We start from the raw sequence: 17,111 nt of genomic DNA, 5'->3' as shown, positions 1-17,111 counted from the left end.
CATCCGAGCCACGTCAGGTCCGCAGGTTCTCGAGCGGGACGCTGAGCCGCATCAGGAGACCGCCCGGCGCCCAGTCGTGCTCCAGCGCCCCGTCGAGCTGGCCGGCGACGCTGCGCTCGGCCAGCACCGTGCCGAATCCCTTCCGGGACGGCGCGCCGACGATCTGCGGACCGCCCTCCTCGCGCCAGGTCAGCGTGTAGCGGCCCGCCTCGCGGGTCCCGCTCAGCGAGACGCCGCCCTCCCGCGTCGACAGGCCGCCGTACTTGACCGCGTTCGTCGCCTGCTCGTGCATGATCAGCGCGAGGGCCGTGGCGGTGCGCTCGCCGATCTCGGCATCGTCCCCCGAGATCACCACGCGGGCGCGCCCGTTCTCCTCGTAGGCGGCCATGATCAGGCGCATCAGCCCGAGCACCGTCTGGCCGGCGACCGGCGGGGCGCTGTCGGGGGAGTGCGGGCGGACGTATTCGTGGGCCCGGGCCAGGGCGCCGAGCCGCTCGCGGAACGCGGCCACGAAGGGCTTGGCCGCGGGGTCGGTCCGCGCGGTCAGGGCGGCGAGGCCGCCCACCACCGCGAAGATGTTCTTGATCCGGTGCGACAGCTCGCGGATCAGCAGGTCGCGGGCCTCCTCGGCGCGCTTGGCCTCGCGCAGGTCGCGGGTGACGGTGGCGTAGCCGAGCTCGGTCCCGGTCGGGTCGCGCACCGGGAAGATGTTGTAGAGCACGGCCAGGGGCTCGCCGGTGACGAAGTGCCGGAAGGCGAGTTCGCCCTCCCAGAACCCGTCCCGGCGCACCGCCGGCATCACGGTCTCGGCCAGGATCCGGCGGCTGTCGTCGGTGAAGAAGTCGGGCACCTTCTTGGCGCGGGCGGCGGCGAGATCGGGCAGGCCGACCAGGGCCATGGCCGCCTCGTTGAGATGGGTGATCGCGCCCTCGAGGGTGCTGAGCCCGATGAAGTCCTTGGAAGTCTCGACGATCGCCGCGAGCTTGCGGGCCTCGGCCTCGGCGCGCTTCAAATCGTCGATGTCGGTGCAGGTCCCGAACCACCGCTCGATCCGCCCCTCGGCGTCCCGGATCGGCATGGCCCGCCCCAGGGTCCAGCGGTAGTCGCCGCTGTGGTGGCGCAGGCGATACTCGATCTCGTAGGGCTCGCCGGTCGCGAGGCAGTGGCGCCACCGCGCCCAGGCCCTGTCCTGGTCCTCGGCATGGAACACACCGTTCCAGCCCTCGCCGTCGGTGGAGCCGTAGGGGACGCCGGTGAACTCGTACCAGCGGTCGTTGTAGTAGTCGTGGAACCCGTCCGGCCGCGTGGTCCAGACCATCTGGGGCATCGCCGAGGTCATCACGCGGAAGCGGCGCTCGCTCGCGGCGATCTCCGCCTCGCGGGCGGCGACCTGCGCCAGCGTCCTGCGGTGCTCCAGCAGGCTGGAGATCTGGCGCGCCAGCGCCAGCAGGGTCGCGGTCTGCTCCGAATCGAGCCCCTCCGGCCGCGGGACGCGGTCCAGCACGCACAGCGCGCCGAGCGGGATGCCGTGGCTGCCGCGGATCACCGCACCCGCGTAGAAGCGGAAGGCCGGTGCCCCGGTCACGAGGGGATTCTCGGTGGTCCGGGGGTCCGTGGTCAGGTCCGGGATGACGAGAAGGTCGCCGGCCTCGATCGTGTGGGCACAGACCGAGCAATTGATCGGCAGCTCGCGCTTGCCGAGGCCCACCTCCGATTTGAACCACTGCCGCTCGGCATCGACGAGGCTGACGAGCGCGACCGGCGCCCGGCAGACATAGGCGGCGACCCGCACGAGGTCGTCGTAGAGCGGCTCGGGCTCGGAATCGAGGATCGCGAGATCGCGCAGTTCGGCGATCCGGTCGGCGGCGCGCCAGCGCCCGTCGGTCGGTCCGGCTTCCGCGAGCGCGTGAGGTGCAGGCACATCCATGGTCCTGCCCTCACATAGGCGCGCGACGGCCCGCTGCCAAGGAACCGCCGCGGTTTCCTGCCGCAGCCCTCCGGGCCGCGGCAGGGCGCGCGACCGCGGCGCGTCAGGCGGCGCGGGACTCGGTCAGGGTCGGGTAGTCGACGTAGCCCTCGGGGCCCTGGCTGTACCACGTCGCGGCGTCGTCCTTGGCGAGCGGCGCCTTCCTGGCGATCCGCTCGGCGAGGTCCGGGTTGGCGATGAAGGTCCGGCCGAACGCGATGGCGTCGGCCTCGCCGGCATCCAGCGCCTTCTGGCCGCTGACCCCGTCGTAGTCGGCGTTCAGGATCATCGGGTTGCGGAACACGCGCCGCATCGCCGGGGCGATCGGCGGGTGGTCGGCCTTGCCGAAGGTGCCGTTCGGCCCCGGCTCGCGCATCTCCAGGAAGGCGATCCCGGCATCGGCGAGCGCCTGGGCGGCGGCGACGAACAGCGGCTCCGGGTTCGAGTCGTTGCAGCCCTGGATCGCGCCGTTCGGCGAGAGGCGCACGCCGGTGCGCTCCGGCCCGGCGACCTTCGCCACCGCCTCGGTCACCTCGCGCAGGAGCCGCACGCGGTTCTCGACGGACCCGCCATACTGGTCGGTGCGGTGGTTGGTGCCGTCGCGGAGGAACTCGTCGATCAGGTAGCCGTTCGCGGCGTGGATCTGCACCCCGTCGAACCCGGCAGCCAGGGCGTTGGCGGTGGCCCGCTCGTAATCGCCGAGCAGGCGCGGGATCTCGGACACCTCCAGGGCGCGGGCCTCGCTGTAGGGCTTCTTGCCGGAATAGGTGTGGGCCTGGTCGGGCGCCGTCGTGGCCGAGGACGAGACCGGCTTGGCGCCGCCGAGGAAGTCCGAATGGACCATCCGGCCCATGTGCCAGATCTGACAGACGATCTTGCCGCCCTTGTCGTGCACGGCCTTCACGATCGGCCGCCACGCGTCGACCTGGGCGTCGGACCAGATGCCGGGCGCGTAGGGCCAGCCGAGCCCCTCCTGGCTGATACCGGTGGCCTCGGTGAGGATCAGGCCGGCGCCGGCGCGCTGGGCGTAGTACTCGGCCATGATCGGGGTCGGAACGTGCTCGCGGGTGCCGCGGCCGCGGGTCAGCGGCGCCATGAAGATCCGGTTCTTCGCCTCGATGGCGCCGATGCGGATCGGGTCGAGCAGGGACGGCATGGGTTACCTCGTGCTGGTGCGGCGGGGGCCGCGTCCGGGTTTTAATCCGGCGCCGAGGTGGCGCTGCGGCGCCGCGATGCCAAGGTGCTGCGCCGCGGGACTGGCCGTCGCGTGCGGGGGCGCACACGGCGAAACGGGCAGGGCCGGGCTCGCGGAGAGCCCGGCCCCGTCGGCCGATCCGGTCTTCGCGGAACTCAGCTGTGCGCCAGCACGGCGAGCAGCAGCAGGGCGATGATGTTGGTGATCTTGATCGCCGGGTTCACCGCCGGACCGGCGGTGTCCTTGTAGGGGTCGCCGACCGTGTCACCGGTCACCGCCGCCTTGTGGGCGTCGGAGCCCTTGCCGCCGTGGTGGCCGTCCTCGATGTACTTCTTGGCGTTGTCCCAGGCGCCGCCGCCCGAGGTCATCGAGATCGCCACGTAGAGGCCGGTGAGGATCACGCCGAGCAGGCTCGCGCCCACGGTGGCGAAGGCCTGGCTCTTCCCGGCGATGAACTGGATCACGAAGAACAGCACTATCGGCGACAGGACCGGCAGCAGCGACGGGATGATCATCTCCTTGATCGCCGCGCGGGTGAGCATGTCCACCGCCCGCCCGTAATCCGGCCGGTCCGTGCCCTGCATGATGCCGGGCTTGGCCCGGAACTGGCGCCGGACCTCCTCGACCACCGCGCCCGCCGCGCGCCCGACCGCCGTCATGGCGATGCCGGCGAACAGGAACGGGATCAGGCCGCCGAGCAGCAGCCCGACCACGACGTAGGGGTTGGAGAGCGAGAAATCGACGCTGACGCCCTGGAAGAAGCGGTACTGCGTCGGGCTCGCATGGGCGATGAAGTAGTTCAGGTCCGATGTGTAGGCGGCAAACAGCACCAGCGCGCCGAGACCCGCCGAGCCAATCGCATAGCCCTTCGTCACCGCCTTGGTGGTGTTGCCGACCGCGTCGAGGGCGTCGGTCGACTTGCGCACCTCCGAGGGCAGGCCCGCCATCTCGGCGATGCCGCCGGCATTGTCGGTGACCGGCCCGAAGGCGTCCAGCGCCACGATGAAGCCCGCGAGCGCCAGCATGGCGGTGACCGCGATGGCGATGCCGAACAGGCCGGCGAGCGCGTAGGTGCTGATGATGCCTGCCACGATCACGATGGCCGGCAGCGCGGTCGATTCGAGCGAGATCGCCAGCCCCTGGATCACGTTCGTGCCGTGGCCGGTCACCGACGCGTCGGCGATCGACTTCACCGGGCGGAAGTTGGTGCCCGTGTAGTACTCGGTGATCACGACGATCAGCGCCGTGATGGCGAGCCCGATCACCGCGCAGCCGAACAGCGCGGCCGACGTGAAGGTCAGGCCGGTCGAGGTGGTGAAGCTCGTCGAGAAGCCGCCGAGCAGGGTCATGTTGACCGCCGCGATCGCCGCGATGGAGAGCATGCCGGCGGCGATCAGCCCCTTGTAGAGCGCCCCCATGATCGACTGGTTCGCGCCGAGCCGCACCGCGTAGGTGCCGGCGATGGAGGTGAGGATGCAGGCCGACCCGATGGCGAGCGGGTACAGCATCATCGGCTCGAGGACGTCGCGGTTGCTCCCGCCCGCGCCGGAGAAGAAGATCGCGGCCAGCACCATCGTGGCGACGACCGTGACCGCGTAGGTCTCGAACAGGTCGGCCGCCATGCCGGCGCAGTCGCCGACATTGTCGCCGACGTTGTCGGCGATGGTGGCGGGGTTGCGCGGATCGTCCTCCGGGATGCCGGCCTCGACCTTGCCGACGAGGTCGCCGCCGACATCGGCGCCCTTGGTGAAGATGCCGCCGCCGAGGCGGGCGAAGATCGAGATCAGCGAGGCGCCGAAGCCGAGCGCCACGAGGGCGTCGATCACCTCGCGGCTCGACGGCTCGAGATGGGCGGCGCGGGTGAGGAACAGGTAGTAGAGGGCCACGCCCAGCAGCGCGAGGCCCGCCACCAGCATGCCGGTCACCGCCCCCGACTTGAAGGCGACGTCGAGGCCGCCGCCCAGCGAGGTCGAGGCGGCCTGGGCCGTGCGGACGTTGGCCCGGACCGAGACGTTCATGCCGATGAAGCCGGCCGCGCCCGACAGAACGGCGCCGATCAGGAAGCCGACCGCGACCTTGATCCCGAGGAAGACGGCGAGAAGGACGAACAGGACGACGCCGACGAGGCCGATCGTCGTGTATTGCCGCCGGAGATAGGCCTGCGCGCCCTCGGCGATGGCGGCGGCGATCTCCTGCATGCGCTGCGTGCCGGCGTCGCGCCGCATCACGTCGAGGATCGTGACGATGCCGTAGGCGACGGCGCAGAGCCCGCCCGCGATGATCAGGACCAAGGGAATCATTCGACCGTCCTTGTTATTATCGTGCCTGGCGTTGGCTTGTGATTGTCGAGCTTGGCCGCCGGACGACGGCCATGGGACGCGGCGCTCGGATTCGGGGCTTTCCTTCCCAGAACAATGCCTTGATTGCCAAACTTCGCCGGGGAGCGCAAACGCCGCGTCGGCGGGCGACGCCGGGAATCGGGTCTCACGACCCGGGGGCTAAAAAGCCCTCGGACCCGCAATGCTGCATTATGTTGCAGATCTGGTTTCCCGCCAGCCGCTGCACCCGGTTCCATGGGCGCGAGCCCCCTCTTCCGTGCGGGAGAGGGGGCCGAGCGCGGCTCCCGCGAGCGGAGATGCCCGTCCCCCGAACCGGAACATCACGAACGCGATCGGCTCGAGCGGCCGTTAACGTCGCCTTAACCAACCGATATTCTATTTTTGGTTGTATTCGGACGAGGGACTCGCCATGAGCAGCGACCAGGCCGCCAGGTTGGCGGCGACCATCGAGGTGTTGAGCGGCGCGGTCGGCTTCCTGATCGCAGAGCGGGTCGCGGCGCAGCCGGTCACGATCCAGGACGACCTGCTCTGCGTGCTGCAGCGCGCCCTGTCCCAGGCGCCGGGCGCGGGCGGGGACCCGGCCGGCCGCTGGATCCCGGTGGTCGCCGCCGCGATGATCGGCGAGGTCCGGCGCCAGATCGGCCACCCGGTCGGGGATTCCGCCGGCCCGATGATCTCGGGACCGGACGCGATCTGGGCGTCAGAAGTGGCTGAAGGCTCCGGCCGCGAACACGCGCTCGGCGCCATCGCGCATTTCGAAGCGCGGCGGGCCGTCGCCTGAGGTGACGGTGCCGATGGCGGCGACGGCGATCCCGGCCGCCGCGGCCTCAGCCCGGAAATCCGCCAGGCGCTCCGGCGCGACGGTGCAGAGGATCTCGTAATCGTCGCCGCCGGTCAGGACCGCCTCGATCAGGGCGGGGTCCGCCGCGCAGGCGCACCGGGCCGCCTCCGAGAGCGGCACGTCCGCCGTCGCCACCCGGGCGGTGCGGCCCGCGCCCAGCATCTTGGCGAGATCGCCCGCGAGGCCGTCGGACACGTCCATGGCCGCCGAGGCGTGGCGGCGGATGGCCGGCGCGGCGGCGAGCCGCGGGCGCGGGTGCAGGTAGCGGTCGGCGAGTTCGGCCCGCAGCGCCGGATCGAGGCCGGCCGCCCAAGGGGCGTCGCCCTCCAGGCGCATCCGCAGGCCGAGGGCGGCGTCGCCGATCGTGCCGGTAACGCAGATCCGGTCGCCGACCCGCGCGGTGGCGCGCCGCACGATGGCGCCGGTCGGCAGCTCGCCGAACACGCTCACCGAGATCAGCGCGGGGCCGCCGGAGCGCACCGTGTCGCCGCCCAGCAGCGGGCAGCCGGCCGCCTCGGCCGCCGCGCCGAGCCCCTGCGCGAATCCGGCGAGCCAGGCCTCCGTCCAATCGTCGGGCAGCGCCAGGGTCAGCAGGAAGCCGCGCGGGACCGCGCCCTTGGCGGCGATGTCGGAGAGGTTCACGCCGAGCGCCTTGCGGGCGATCGAGGCCGGCGGATCCTCCGCGAAGTAGTGAACGCCCGCCACCACGGCGTCGGCGGTGAGGACGAGGTCGTGGCCCGGCGCGGGCGTCAGCGTGGCGGCGTCGTCCCGGAGCCCGTCGGCGCCCGGCCCCGCGAGCGGGGCGAAGTAGCGGGCGATCAGCCCCTCCTCGGAGGCGCGGGCCGGCCCGGCCAAGACTCAGGCCTTCCCGGCCGACGGTTTCCCAGCCGCAGCTTTGCCGGGGAGCGGCTTGGACGAGCCCGGCTTGCCCGAGGCCTTCGGGGCCCCGACCTCGCCCGGCCGGACCTCCCGGGCGACCCGGTCGAGGACGGCGTTGACGAGGCCCGGCTCGTCGGCCGTGTAGAAGCTGTGGGCGACGTCGACGTATTCCGAGATCGCCGCGGCCGCCGGCACGTCGCGGCGGAACATCAGCTCGTAGGCGCCCGCCCGCAGGATCGCCCGGAGCACGATCTCGATGCGCCGCAGCGGCCAGCCCTGCGCGAGGGCCTGGTCGAGCTTCGGGTCGATGGCGCGCTGCTCCTCGACCGTGCCGCGCAGCAGGTCGCGGAAGAACGCGGTCTCGGCCGGGGGATGGGCGATCCCGTCGACCTCCTGGCCGATCCAGAAGGCCTCGAACTCGGCGAGGGCGTCGAGCACGCCCTTGCCGGAGACGTCCATCTCGTAGAGCGCCTGCACCACCGCGAGGCGGGCGCCGCTGCGCAGGCTGATCTTGGCGGGGGCGCCGGCGGTGCCGGTGCCATTCTCCGCGCCGGTCTCCGGCTGGGTCTCGGGGGTCCCGGTCATGGGTGTATCCGTCATCGCGGGCGCGCGCCTTCGGCCGCACGCTTCAGGGCGAGCACGCCGAGCGCCGCCTCGGCGGCGCCGCCGCCCTTGTTCATCTCGGCGACCCGGGCGCGGGCGAGCGCCTGAGCCTCGGTCTCGACCGTGAGGATGCCGTTGCCGAGCGGCACGCGGCGCTGCACCGACAGGTCCATGAGCGCCCGGGCGCTCTCGCCGGCGACGATGTCGTAGTGGCCAGTCTCGCCGCGGATCACGCAGCCGAGCGCCACCACGGCGTCGTAGGCGCCCGTGTCGAGCAGGATCGCCACGGCGGCGGGGATCTCAAGGGCCCCCGGCACGGTGACCACGGTGGCCTGCGCGTCGGCGGCCGCGATCGCCGCCAGGGCGCCGGCCAGGAGTTCGTCGGCGATCGCGTCGTAGTAGCGCGCCTCGACCACGAGGATCCGGGCGCCGGCGAGCGCCGGGTCGGTGGGCTTGGGCGCCGAATCGGCGCGGGTATGGGCGACCATGGCTCTCGTCCGGCCGGGTTTTCGGGAACGGGCGGGCGGCACGTCGGGCACCCGCACGGGGGAGGACGGTTAGACCGAAGCGGCCGGCGCCACAAGCCGCGCGGGATCGCCCCCGGCCCGCGCCGCGGCCGCGGCGGCGCGCCCTACCCGACCAGCGGCGGCAGCGGCGGGGCCGCGGGGCCGCCCTCCGGCAGGGCCGTGCGGGCGACGTTCATCGTCATGGCGAGCAGCGCGTAGTAGCCGTTGATGCCGGTCAGATCGATCGCCCCCTGCTCGCCGAAGCGCGCGACCAGGGCCGCGTAGGTCGCGTCGCTCACCGCGCGGTTGCGCATCAGCTCGGTCGAGAACGCGTAGGCGAGGGCCTCGTCGGCGCTCATCGTGTCGGGGCGGCGCCCTTCGGCCAGCGCCCGCGCGGTCTCGGGGGCGACCCCGGCCTCGAGGGCGATCGGGTGGTGGATCGCCCACTCGACCGGCTGGCTCCACTCCCGCGCGACCACCAAGATCGCGAACTCGCTGATCCGCAGCGGCAGGACGCTGCCGTAGCGCAGGTACTGGCCCATCCGGCTCGCGCACAGCATCAGCTCGGGGCTGCGCAGGAGTGGCACGAACGGCCCGAAGACCGGAACGCCGCGCTCGGCCCGGAACGCGGCCGCCGCCTCTTCCTGCGCCGGGGACAGGCCGCCGGCCGGAATCTCCGGCATGCGCTCCGCGCTGGTCTGCCCGCTGGCCATGCGTTTCCCCTCCGTGCTCCGGCGCCGACGCGCGGCCCGCTCTGGATTTCCGGTGCCCGTGCGCCTAGACCATTGGGGCTCACCGGCACGCACCGCGCCCGACCGGGCGGCGATCCCTGAACGCCAGCGAGGCTTACGGCTTTGGCCCTCCCCGTCAACGAACGCCGGCGCATCATGCTGCTCACGGGCGCGAGCCGGGGCATCGGCCACGCCACCGTCAAGCGCTTCTCGGCCGCGGGCTGGCGCGTGATCACCTGCTCGCGCCACGCCTTCCCGGAGAACTGCCCCTGGGAGATGGGGCCCGAGGACCACCTGCAGGTCGACCTCGCCGACGCGCAGGACACGGTCCGCGCCGTCGAGGAGGTGCGGGGCCGGCTCGCCGCCGAGGGCGGGGTGCTGCACGCGCTGGTCAACAATGCCGGGATCTCGCCGAAGGGGCCGGAGGGCGAGCGCCTCGGCGCGCTGGCCACCGAGTTCGACACGTGGCAGCGGGTCTTCCAAGTCAACCTCTTCGCCACGATCCTGCTGGCCCGGGGCCTGCGCGAGGAACTGGCCCGGGCCAAGGGCTCGGTCGTCAACGTGACGTCGATCGCCGGCTCGCGCGTCCACCCCTTCGCGGGGGCGGCGTACGGCACCTCCAAGGCGGCGTTGGCGGGCCTGACCCGCGAGATGGCCGCCGATTTCGGGCCGCTCGGCGTGCGGGTGAACGCGATCTCGCCGGGCGAGATCGACACGTCGATCCTGTCGCCCGGCACCGAGAAGCTCGTCGAGCAGATCCCGCAGCGCCGGCTCGGCACGCCGGACGAGGTCGCCAAGGCGATCTACTTCCTGTGCACCGAGGCCTCCTCCTACGTGAACGGCGCCGAGCTCCACATCAACGGCGGCCAGCACGTTTGACCAGATCGGTCGCTTCCTGGAGCGCTTCCGCGCGCACGGCGCTACCGCGCCGGCACCCGGCGGCGCGCCGCGGGCGGGTCGCGCTCGTCCTGGGCTTCCTCGCGTGCGTCGCGCCCGTCGCGGGGGCGCGGGCCGAGCCCGGAATCCGGATCCTCGACCTGCCCTTCAAGGTGCGGGCGCTGCGCGGCTCGCGCAGCGAGGCCGCGGTCTCGGTGGCGACCTCCGGGCTCCTGCCGATCACCGGCGGCACGGCAGGGGCAAAGGCCGGCGCGCAGGGCGGTGGCCAGCAGGCCGGCGACGAGGAGAGCGCGCCGATCGCCGTGGTCTGGGGCGACGACGGCGGTGCCGTGCTCGCCCTCGCGGAGGGCGGCGTCACCGTGCGGCCGATCGGCCGGGACGCGGTCGAGGGGCTGACCGCCGCCGAGACGCCGCGCGGGGCCCTGCCGGGCTCGCGCCGGGCCCTCTCGGGCCCCCTGAGCGCCTATCTCACCGGGCGCACCCGCGCCCCCGACGGCGGCGCGGCCGCCGCGGTGCTGACGATCCGCGAGCGCCAGCCGATGGCGGTGAGCACCGATCCGAAGCCCGTCCCCGTGGCCACCGTGACGGTGCCGGCGGGGGGCGAGGCCGTGTTCGCGCCGCTGCGGCCGCGCCTGCTGCGCCTCGGGGACCGCCCGGCGCTGCTGGCGGCGACGCTGTCCGGCGCGGATGCCGGTGGCCTCGTGCTGATCGACCGGCCCGCCGGCGATCCGGGCGCGGCCTGGGCCGTCGCCGCCCGCACGCCCGCCCAGCCGGGCCCACCCCTCAAGATCGCCGGCATCGCGGATTTCTCCGGATCGGGCGCCACCCAGGCCGCGACGGTCAGCGCCAAGGGCCGGCTCCAGCTCTGGACGCTGCGTCCCGACGCGATCGAGCCCGCCGGCGAGGCCGCGGGCTACGCGGCCGGCGACGGCGATTCGGATCTCGCCGTGACCGTTCCGGCCGGCGGCAGCCCCGAGCTCGTCCTGCCGGTGGCGGGCCGGCCGGAGATCGCCTTCGTGGCGGCCAAGGGCGGCCTGCGCGAGCGGGCGCGCATGCCGCTGCCGGCCCCCGCGGAGACCGGCATCGTCGTCCTCGGCGAGGGCGCGGCGGCGCGGCTGCTCGTCGGCCTCGCCGACGGCCGGGTGGCCGTCGTGGCACCGGACGGGGGCAAGCCGTGACCGCGGGCGCACCGGATTCCGACAGCCGACTGTTCCCGGCCCGGCCCTTCGTGGGCGCGTCGATCGCGGTGATCCGCGGCGAGCGGGTCCTGCTGGCGGCGCGGGCCAACGAGCCGATGCGCGGCGTCTGGACCCTGCCGGGCGGCCTCGTGGAGGCGGGCGAGTCCCTGGCCGAGGCGGCCCTGCGCGAACTGTCCGAGGAGGTCGGCCTGCCCGCCGAGGTGGTCGGCGTGCTCTCGCCCACGGAGATCATCGTCCGGGACGAGGCCGGCCGGGCCCGCCACCACTACGTCGTCCACCCGCACGCCGCCCTGTGGTGCGGCGGCGAGCCCGTGGCCGGGCCCGAAGCCCTGGGCACCCGGTGGGCGACGCTCGCGGAGGTCGCGACCCTTCCGACCACCCCCGGCTTGGTCGACACCCTGCGCGAGGCCTTCGCGCGGGTGGCGGCCCGGGGCATGGATGGAACCACGGACGGGAGCGCGGATCGGCACGCGAACCGCGCGGGAATGCCGGGCGGGGAGCCGACGGCGTGAGGCGCCCCGCGACCCTCCTGTGCCTGCTGGCGCTCCTGGCAGGCCCGGTCTCCGCGCCGGCGCTGGCGCAGCAGCGCTCCGGCCGGAGCGGCGCGCCCGCCAAGGAAGCCGCGAAGGAGCCGTCCAAGGAGGCGCCCGCCCCCGCGGACGTGCCCGCGCCCTACGACCGCGACCTGCTGCGCATGTCCGAGATCATCGGGGCCCTGGCGTTCCTGCGGAACCTCTGCGCGGCCCCGGACGCGGCCGACTGGCCGGCCCGCATGAAGGCGCTGATCGACTCCGAGGGCGTGACCCCGGCCCGCCGCGACCGGCTGGCCGGCGCCTACAACCGCGGCTATCGCGGCTACGCGCTGACCTACCGGGTCTGCACGCCCGCGGCCCACGAGGCGGCCGCACGGTACGTCGCGGAGGGCGACCGGCTGTCGCACGCTCTGGCCGGGCGTTTCGGGGGGTGATGCAGGTACAGCACACATACCGGCGATGCCGGCGAAACATCGGATTTGAGCGCTCGCGTTAACCGATCCGAAATTCTCGGCTGGCCGAGCCGCCGGGACCTGCTTATCATCCATTGCGTCCGCCGGGCCCCGTGTCCGGCGCAATGGAAGTATCCGGCCATGCAGCACAGCTCTCACACCGCCCCCATCGAGGTCGATGTCGAGGAGAAACGCGTCGCGCTGAGTTACGTCTCGGAAGCGTTCGCGGAAGGCTGCCTCGATGGTCTCGACGGCGACTGCATGGCCCAGGCCGCCCTGTTCGCGGCTTTTCAGGAACTCGTGACGACGTACGGCGAAGAAGCCACGGCCCGTTACGCGGAGGGATTCCCGGAGCGCATCCGCGGGGGCGCGTTCACCACGACGCTCCAGCATTGAGCAGGTGAGCGCGGACGGTTGAGGCGCGGGCGGTCAGCGACTACGTCCCGGGTCCGCGGTCCGGCCAGCCGGACCGTTCGCGCCCCGAGGAATCGCCGCCCATGCCCGTCGCCCTGCTGCCGGACCGCGCCCTGGTCACCGTCACCGGACCGGACGCCACGACGCTGCTCCAGGGCGTCCTGACCTGCAACGTCGAGACGCTCCAGCCCGGCGAGGCGCGCCTCGGCGCCCTGCTCACGCCGCAGGGCAAGATCCTCTTCGATTTCCTGGTCTCGCGGATCCCCGACGGCTTCCGGTTCGACGTGCTGGCCGACAGGGCCGCGGACCTCGCCAAGCGCCTGACGCTCTATCGCCTGCGCGCGCAGGCGACCATCGCGGCCGACCCGACCGTCGCGGTCGCGGCGGCCTGGGCCGGCGCGACCCCGCCCGCCGCGGAGGCGCTGGCCGATTCCCGCGCGGCCGATCTCGGCGCCCGTCTCTACGCCGAAGCGGGCGCCTTCTCGGCGGACGCCACCGAGGCCGACTACCACGCGCACCGGATCGCCCTCGGCGTGCCCGAGGGCGGACGCGACTTCGCCTTCGGCGACGCCTTTCCGCACGAGGCGCTGATGGATCAGCTCGGCGGCGTCGACTTCCGCAAGGGCTGCTACGTCGGCCAGGAGGTGGTCTCGCGGATGCAGCACCGCGGCACGGCCCGAACCCGCATCCTGGCGGCCGCCTACGCGGACGCCGCGCCCGCGCCCGGCATCGAGATCACCGCGGGCGGCAAGGTGCTCGGCACCACGGGCAGCGCCGCGGGGAACCGCGGCCTCGCCACGGTCCGCCTCGACCGACTGGGCGACGCGCTCGCCTCCGGCGAGACCCCGCGCGCGGGCGACCAGCCCGTGACGCTGACGCGCCCCGCCTGCGCGACCTTCGCCATGCCGGACAGGGCGGCGAGCGCGGCCGGGTAGATCGCGACGCGCGGGATCGGGCCGCGTGACCGCGGCTCGTCTTGCACCGGCGGAAGGGACCGTCGAGGTGGCCGTGCGGTCGCCGCCGCGACGGTGGCGTTCCGCTCCTGTTCTCGTTACCATCGCCGTATGTCCGAGACCGGCCTCATCGACCATTCCGACGGCTGCCCACGCTGCTGGTGGGCCGGGCTCGACCCGCTCTACGTCGCCTATCACGACACCGAGTGGGGCGTGCCCGAGCATGACGGCCGCGCTCTCTACGAGAAGCTGATCCTCGACGGCTTCCAGGCCGGCCTGTCGTGGATCACCATCCTGCGCCGCCGGGACGGGTTCCGCGACGCCTTCGCGGCTTTCGATCCCGAGCGGATCGCCCGCTTCACCGAGGCGGACGTCGCGCGGCTGATGGCCGACACCCGCATCATCCGCAACCGCGCCAAGATCCAGGGCACCGTCGCGAGCGCCCGGGCGTGGCTGCGGATCGAGGAGCGCGGCCCCGGCTTCGCGCACTTCCTGTGGGACTTCGTCGACGGCCGGCCGGTCCAGGGCACGGCCCGGACCCGCGCGGAGATCGCCACCGAGACGCCGGTCTCCCGGGCGATCGGGAAGGCCCTGAAGGCCGAGGGCTTCTCCTTCTGCGGGCCAACCATCGTGCACGCGTTCATGCAGGCGGTGGGCATGGTCAACGATCACCTCGTCGGCTGCCACCGGCACGGGCCCTGCGCTGCGCTCGGCGGGTCCCGGTGAGCGCGCCGCCGCGCGCGTGGCAGCGCATGCTCTCTGGCCGCCGCCTCGACCTCCTCGACCCGGCGCCCGGGGACATCGAGATCGCCGACATCGCCCACGGCCTCGCCCGGGTCGCGCGCTGGAACGGCCAGACCCGCGGGCCGCACGTCTTCTCGGTGGCCCAGCACAGCCTGCTGGTCGAGGCGGTGGGCCGCCACCTCGCCCCCGGCTGCACCGACCGGGACGGGCTCGAGCTGCTCCTGCACGACGCGCCGGAATACGTGGTCGGGGACATCATCTCGCCGCTCAAGGCCGCCATCGGCGACGCCTATCGCGGCGTCGAGCTGCGCCTGCTCGCGGCGGTGCGCCGCCGCTTCGAGCTGGCCGCCCCCTCGCCCGCCCTCGCCCGGCTCGTGAAGCGGGCCGACCGGATCGCCGCCCACGCCGAGGCGGTGCGCCTCGCCGGCTTCGCGCCGGAGGAGGCCGAGCGCTATTTCGGCCCCTCGGTCGACCTGCCCGAGCCAGTGTCGGCCCTGGCCGGGCCGTGGCCGACCGCCGAGGCCGAGGCGCGATTCCTCGCGCGCTTCACCGCCCTGTCCCCGCCCTGACGGATCTTCGCCCTCGATCCGTCACGATCGCAGGTCACTGGCGCCCCACCATGCCGACCCTCCACGTCTGTCCGCTCTCGCGCCTGCCCGAGACCGTCGCCGCCACGGGCGCGAGCCACGTGCTCACGCTGATCAATGTCGGCACGCCGCTGGAGCGGCCGGCCGTGATCGACGCCGCGAACCACGCCATCATCTGGGTCAGCGACATCGCGGCGGCCCGGGACGGGCACGTTTTGCCGGCTGAAGAACACGTGGCCCGGCTTCTCGACTTCGTCCGGACCTGGCCGCGGGAGAAGCCGCTGGTGATCCACTGCTACGCCGGGATCAGCCGCTCGACGGCCGCCGCCTACATCGCGGCCTGCGCGCTGGCGCCCGAGCGCGACGAGGCGGCGATCGCCGACGCCCTGCGGTCCGCCTCGCCCTCGGCGACGCCCAACGCCCTGTTCGTAGCGATCGCCGACCGGATGCTGGATCGCGACAGCCGCATGGTCGCGGCGATCGCCCGCATCGGGCGCGGCGCCGACGCCTTCGAGGGCACGCCGTTCACCCTCGCGCTGGCGTGAACCGAACGCAGGTGCGAAGTGTGGCGCAAACGCCGCCGCGGCCGTCCAAAACGGTGCGGACCCGGCCGGCGGACTGGCCCCCAGGGTTGTGGCGACCGGGGATCGCGCCGTACAAACACCCCCAAAGGAAGTATCTGGGATGAGTGCGAGCAGACCCGAGGTGGCCCCCGCCGCCGGCGACCTGCCCTTCGAGAAGGCGCTGGAACAGCTCGAGGAAATCGTCCGCCGGCTCGAGCGCGGCGACGTGCCGCTCGACGAGTCGGTGGCGATCTACGAGCGCGGCGAGGTGCTGAAGAAGCATTGCGAGGCGCTGCTGAAGCGGGCCGAGGCGCGGATCCAGCGGATCACGCTGGGCTCAGACGGGCGGCCCGAGGGCGTCGCCCCGCTCGACATGTCCTGAGGCTCGGCGGTCGAACCGATCCCATCCGTTAGAGGTTGATGCCGTGGCGATTACCCCCGAGCAGAGTGCACTTCTCGACCGCGTTCCGTCGCCTTCGGCGCTGCGGCGTCTTCCGGAGTCGGAGCTGCAGGCCGTGGCGGACGCGGTGCGCGCCGAGATGATCGACGCGGTCTCGATCACCGGCGGCCATCTCGGCTCGGGTCTGGGCGTGGTCGAGCTGACCGTGGCGCTCCACCACGTGTTCGACACCCCCGACGACCGCATCGTCTGGGACGTCGGACACCAGTGCTACCCGCACAAGATCCTCACCGAGCGCCGCGACCGCATCCGGACGCTGCGCCAGGGCGGCGGCCTGTCGGGCTTCACCAAGCGGTGCGAGAGCGTCTACGACCCCTTCGGCGCCGCCCACTCCTCGACGTCGATCTCGGCCGCGCTGGGCATGGCGGTCGCCCGCGACCTCGACAACGCCGCCGCCAAGTCGAAGAACCGCCCGCTCAAGCGCCGCAACGCCATCGCGGTCATCGGCGACGGCTCGATGTCGGCCGGCATGGCCTACGAGGCCCTCAACAACGCCGGCGCCCTGCACTCGCGCCTGATCGTCATCCTCAACGACAACGACATGTCGATCGCGCCCCCCGTCGGCGCCATGTCGGCCTACCTCGCCCGCCTGGCCTCGGGCGGCGCCTACCAGTCCCTGCGCGAGACCGCCAAGCAGCTCGGCAAGCTCCTGCCCAAGGCGCTCTACCAGCGCGCCGCCGCGGCCGAGGAATACGCCCGCTCGCTCGTGGTCGGCGGCGGCACCATGTTCGAGGAGATGGGCTTCCACTACGTCGGCCCGGTGGACGGGCACAACCTCGACCACCTGCTGCCGGTGCTCAAGAACGTCCGCGACGCCGAGCACGGCCCGATCCTGCTCCACGTCGTCACCCAGAAGGGCAAGGGCTACGCCCCGGCGGAGGCCTGGGCCGACCGCTACCACGGCGTGGTCAAGTTCGACGTGGTCTCAGGGGTCCAGGCCAAGGCCAAGCCGAACGCGCCGGCCTACACGCGGGTGTTCGGCGAGAGCCTGATCAAGGCGGCCGACGCCGACGACAAGGTCGTGGCGATCACCGCGGCGATGCCGGGCGGGACCGGCATCGACCTGTTCGGCAAGGCGCACCCGGACAAGACCTTCGACGTCGGCATCGCCGAGCAGCACGCGGTGACGTTCGCGGGCGGTCTGGCGACCGAGGGCTACCGGCCGTTCGTGGCGATCTACTCGACGTTCCTGCAGCGGGCCTACGACCAGGTGGTGCACGACGTGGCGCTGCAGAACCTGCCCGTGCGG

The 17,111-nt window shown here is 73.2% G+C and carries 19 protein-coding genes; 12 read left to right on the top strand and 7 right to left on the bottom strand.

Going from position 1 to position 17,111, the window contains the following annotated elements:
* Window positions 1-13: 13 nt before the first annotated feature.
* From BM314_RS20650 to BM314_RS20640, 3 genes are all read right to left on the bottom strand, one after another.
* Window positions 14-1,927 carry a PAS domain S-box protein gene (locus tag BM314_RS20650; RefSeq protein WP_091979901.1) on the bottom strand — a complete coding sequence of 638 codons (1,914 nt, stop codon included), beginning with the start codon at window positions 1,925-1,927 and terminating at the stop codon, window positions 14-16.
* A gap of 103 nt (window positions 1,928-2,030) precedes the next feature.
* Window positions 2,031-3,122 carry an alkene reductase gene (locus BM314_RS20645; RefSeq protein ID WP_020093884.1) on the bottom strand — a complete coding sequence of 364 codons (1,092 nt, stop codon included), beginning with the start codon at window positions 3,120-3,122 and terminating at the stop codon, window positions 2,031-2,033.
* A gap of 194 nt (window positions 3,123-3,316) precedes the next feature.
* Window positions 3,317-5,461, bottom strand: coding sequence for a sodium-translocating pyrophosphatase (locus tag BM314_RS20640; RefSeq protein WP_091979899.1), 2,145 nt, complete (start codon window positions 5,459-5,461; stop codon window positions 3,317-3,319).
* Window positions 5,462-5,909: 448 nt separating this feature from the next.
* On the opposite strand from BM314_RS20640, the gene BM314_RS20635 reads away from it, so the two are divergent.
* Window positions 5,910-6,281 carry a hypothetical protein gene (locus BM314_RS20635; protein WP_091980065.1) on the top strand — a complete coding sequence of 124 codons (372 nt, stop codon included), beginning with the start codon at window positions 5,910-5,912 and terminating at the stop codon, window positions 6,279-6,281.
* Here BM314_RS20635 and thiL read toward each other — a convergent pair.
* The 4 genes from thiL to BM314_RS20615 form a co-directional block, all read right to left on the bottom strand.
* A complete protein-coding gene (thiL, locus tag BM314_RS20630) occupies window positions 6,201-7,196 on the bottom strand; it encodes a thiamine-phosphate kinase (RefSeq protein ID WP_091979897.1) in 996 nt (331 codons plus the stop codon). The two genes, BM314_RS20635 and thiL, sit on opposite strands and share 81 nt — an antisense overlap.
* 3 nt (window positions 7,197-7,199) lie before the next feature.
* Window positions 7,200-7,805 carry a transcription antitermination factor NusB gene (gene nusB / locus BM314_RS20625; RefSeq protein WP_170863012.1) on the bottom strand — a complete coding sequence of 202 codons (606 nt, stop codon included), beginning with the start codon at window positions 7,803-7,805 and terminating at the stop codon, window positions 7,200-7,202.
* 11 nt (window positions 7,806-7,816) lie between these two features.
* Window positions 7,817-8,311 (bottom strand): 6,7-dimethyl-8-ribityllumazine synthase, encoded by a 495-nt coding sequence (ribH, locus tag BM314_RS20620; protein ID WP_020093929.1) that lies wholly within the window; start codon window positions 8,309-8,311, stop codon window positions 7,817-7,819.
* 143 nt (window positions 8,312-8,454) lie between these two features.
* Window positions 8,455-9,042, bottom strand: a complete 588-nt coding sequence (locus BM314_RS20615; RefSeq protein ID WP_091927313.1) for a carboxymuconolactone decarboxylase family protein — start codon at window positions 9,040-9,042, stop codon at window positions 8,455-8,457.
* A 174-nt stretch (window positions 9,043-9,216) separates the two neighbouring features.
* Here BM314_RS20615 and BM314_RS20610 point away from each other — a divergent pair, with 174 nt between their 5' ends.
* From BM314_RS20610 to dxs, 11 genes are all read left to right on the top strand, one after another.
* Window positions 9,217-9,939 (top strand): SDR family NAD(P)-dependent oxidoreductase, encoded by a 723-nt coding sequence (locus BM314_RS20610; RefSeq protein WP_041372745.1) that lies wholly within the window; start codon window positions 9,217-9,219, stop codon window positions 9,937-9,939.
* Entirely contained in the window at window positions 9,936-11,135 is a 1,200-nt protein-coding gene (locus BM314_RS20605; protein WP_091979895.1) for a hypothetical protein, read from the top strand. The genes BM314_RS20610 and BM314_RS20605 overlap by 4 nt, the downstream gene beginning before the upstream one ends.
* Window positions 11,132-11,668 carry an NUDIX hydrolase gene (locus tag BM314_RS20600; RefSeq protein ID WP_091979893.1) on the top strand — a complete coding sequence of 179 codons (537 nt, stop codon included), beginning with the start codon at window positions 11,132-11,134 and terminating at the stop codon, window positions 11,666-11,668. The genes BM314_RS20605 and BM314_RS20600 overlap by 4 nt, the downstream gene beginning before the upstream one ends.
* Entirely contained in the window at window positions 11,665-12,123 is a 459-nt protein-coding gene (locus tag BM314_RS20595) for a TIGR02301 family protein (RefSeq protein ID WP_020093933.1), read from the top strand. Before BM314_RS20600 ends, BM314_RS20595 begins: the two co-directional genes overlap by 4 nt.
* Window positions 12,124-12,282: 159 nt before the next feature.
* Window positions 12,283-12,537 carry a hypothetical protein gene (locus BM314_RS20590; protein WP_012320917.1) on the top strand — a complete coding sequence of 85 codons (255 nt, stop codon included), beginning with the start codon at window positions 12,283-12,285 and terminating at the stop codon, window positions 12,535-12,537.
* Between the two features lie 101 nt (window positions 12,538-12,638).
* Window positions 12,639-13,490, top strand: a complete 852-nt coding sequence (locus BM314_RS20585; RefSeq protein ID WP_091979891.1) for a CAF17-like 4Fe-4S cluster assembly/insertion protein YgfZ — start codon at window positions 12,639-12,641, stop codon at window positions 13,488-13,490.
* 129 nt (window positions 13,491-13,619) lie between these two features.
* Complete coding sequence (locus tag BM314_RS20580; protein WP_091979889.1) at window positions 13,620-14,234, top strand: DNA-3-methyladenine glycosylase I; 615 nt, start codon at window positions 13,620-13,622, stop codon at window positions 14,232-14,234.
* A gap of 26 nt (window positions 14,235-14,260) precedes the next feature.
* Window positions 14,261-14,821 carry an HD domain-containing protein gene (locus BM314_RS20575; RefSeq protein WP_091979887.1) on the top strand — a complete coding sequence of 187 codons (561 nt, stop codon included), beginning with the start codon at window positions 14,261-14,263 and terminating at the stop codon, window positions 14,819-14,821.
* A gap of 50 nt (window positions 14,822-14,871) precedes the next feature.
* A complete protein-coding gene (locus tag BM314_RS20570; protein WP_091979885.1) occupies window positions 14,872-15,384 on the top strand; it encodes a tyrosine phosphatase family protein in 513 nt (170 codons plus the stop codon).
* A 139-nt stretch (window positions 15,385-15,523) separates the two neighbouring features.
* Window positions 15,524-15,784 carry an exodeoxyribonuclease VII small subunit gene (locus tag BM314_RS20565; RefSeq protein WP_012320922.1) on the top strand — a complete coding sequence of 87 codons (261 nt, stop codon included), beginning with the start codon at window positions 15,524-15,526 and terminating at the stop codon, window positions 15,782-15,784.
* A gap of 43 nt (window positions 15,785-15,827) precedes the next feature.
* Window positions 15,828-17,111, top strand: a 1,284-nt coding sequence (gene dxs, locus BM314_RS20560; RefSeq protein ID WP_170868155.1) for a 1-deoxy-D-xylulose-5-phosphate synthase, incomplete at its 3' end; no start/stop codon positions are given.

This window comes from Methylobacterium sp. 13MFTsu3.1M2 (genome assembly GCF_900112625.1).
Taxonomy (GTDB): domain Bacteria; phylum Pseudomonadota; class Alphaproteobacteria; order Rhizobiales; family Beijerinckiaceae; genus Methylobacterium.
The sequence above is the reverse complement of the archived record's forward strand: the minus strand, read 5'-3'. Positions and strand labels throughout refer to the sequence as shown.

Excerpts from the sequence above, each read along its gene's own strand:
- BM314_RS20610 (WP_041372745.1), top strand. The coding sequence starts at position 9,217 with ATGCTGCTCACGGGCGCGAGCCGGGGCATCGGCCACGCCACCGTCAAG.
- BM314_RS20565 (WP_012320922.1), top strand. The coding sequence starts at position 15,524 with ATGAGTGCGAGCAGACCCGAGGTGGCCCCCGCCGCCGGCGACCTGCCC.
- BM314_RS20650 (WP_091979901.1), bottom strand. The coding sequence starts at position 1,927 with ATGGATGTGCCTGCACCTCACGCGCTCGCGGAAGCCGGACCGACCGAC.
- BM314_RS20640 (WP_091979899.1), bottom strand. The coding sequence starts at position 5,461 with ATGATTCCCTTGGTCCTGATCATCGCGGGCGGGCTCTGCGCCGTCGCC.
- BM314_RS20585 (WP_091979891.1), top strand. The coding sequence starts at position 12,639 with ATGCCCGTCGCCCTGCTGCCGGACCGCGCCCTGGTCACCGTCACCGGA.
- BM314_RS20590 (WP_012320917.1), top strand. The coding sequence starts at position 12,283 with ATGCAGCACAGCTCTCACACCGCCCCCATCGAGGTCGATGTCGAGGAG.
- nusB (WP_170863012.1), bottom strand. The coding sequence starts at position 7,805 with ATGACCGGGACCCCCGAGACCCAGCCGGAGACCGGCGCGGAGAATGGC.
- BM314_RS20570 (WP_091979885.1), top strand. The coding sequence starts at position 14,872 with ATGCCGACCCTCCACGTCTGTCCGCTCTCGCGCCTGCCCGAGACCGTC.
- ribH (WP_020093929.1), bottom strand. The coding sequence starts at position 8,311 with ATGGTCGCCCATACCCGCGCCGATTCGGCGCCCAAGCCCACCGACCCG.
- BM314_RS20615 (WP_091927313.1), bottom strand. The coding sequence starts at position 9,042 with ATGGCCAGCGGGCAGACCAGCGCGGAGCGCATGCCGGAGATTCCGGCC.
- BM314_RS20580 (WP_091979889.1), top strand. The coding sequence starts at position 13,620 with ATGTCCGAGACCGGCCTCATCGACCATTCCGACGGCTGCCCACGCTGC.
- BM314_RS20575 (WP_091979887.1), top strand. The coding sequence starts at position 14,261 with ATGCTCTCTGGCCGCCGCCTCGACCTCCTCGACCCGGCGCCCGGGGAC.
- BM314_RS20645 (WP_020093884.1), bottom strand. The coding sequence starts at position 3,122 with ATGCCGTCCCTGCTCGACCCGATCCGCATCGGCGCCATCGAGGCGAAG.
- BM314_RS20635 (WP_091980065.1), top strand. The coding sequence starts at position 5,910 with ATGAGCAGCGACCAGGCCGCCAGGTTGGCGGCGACCATCGAGGTGTTG.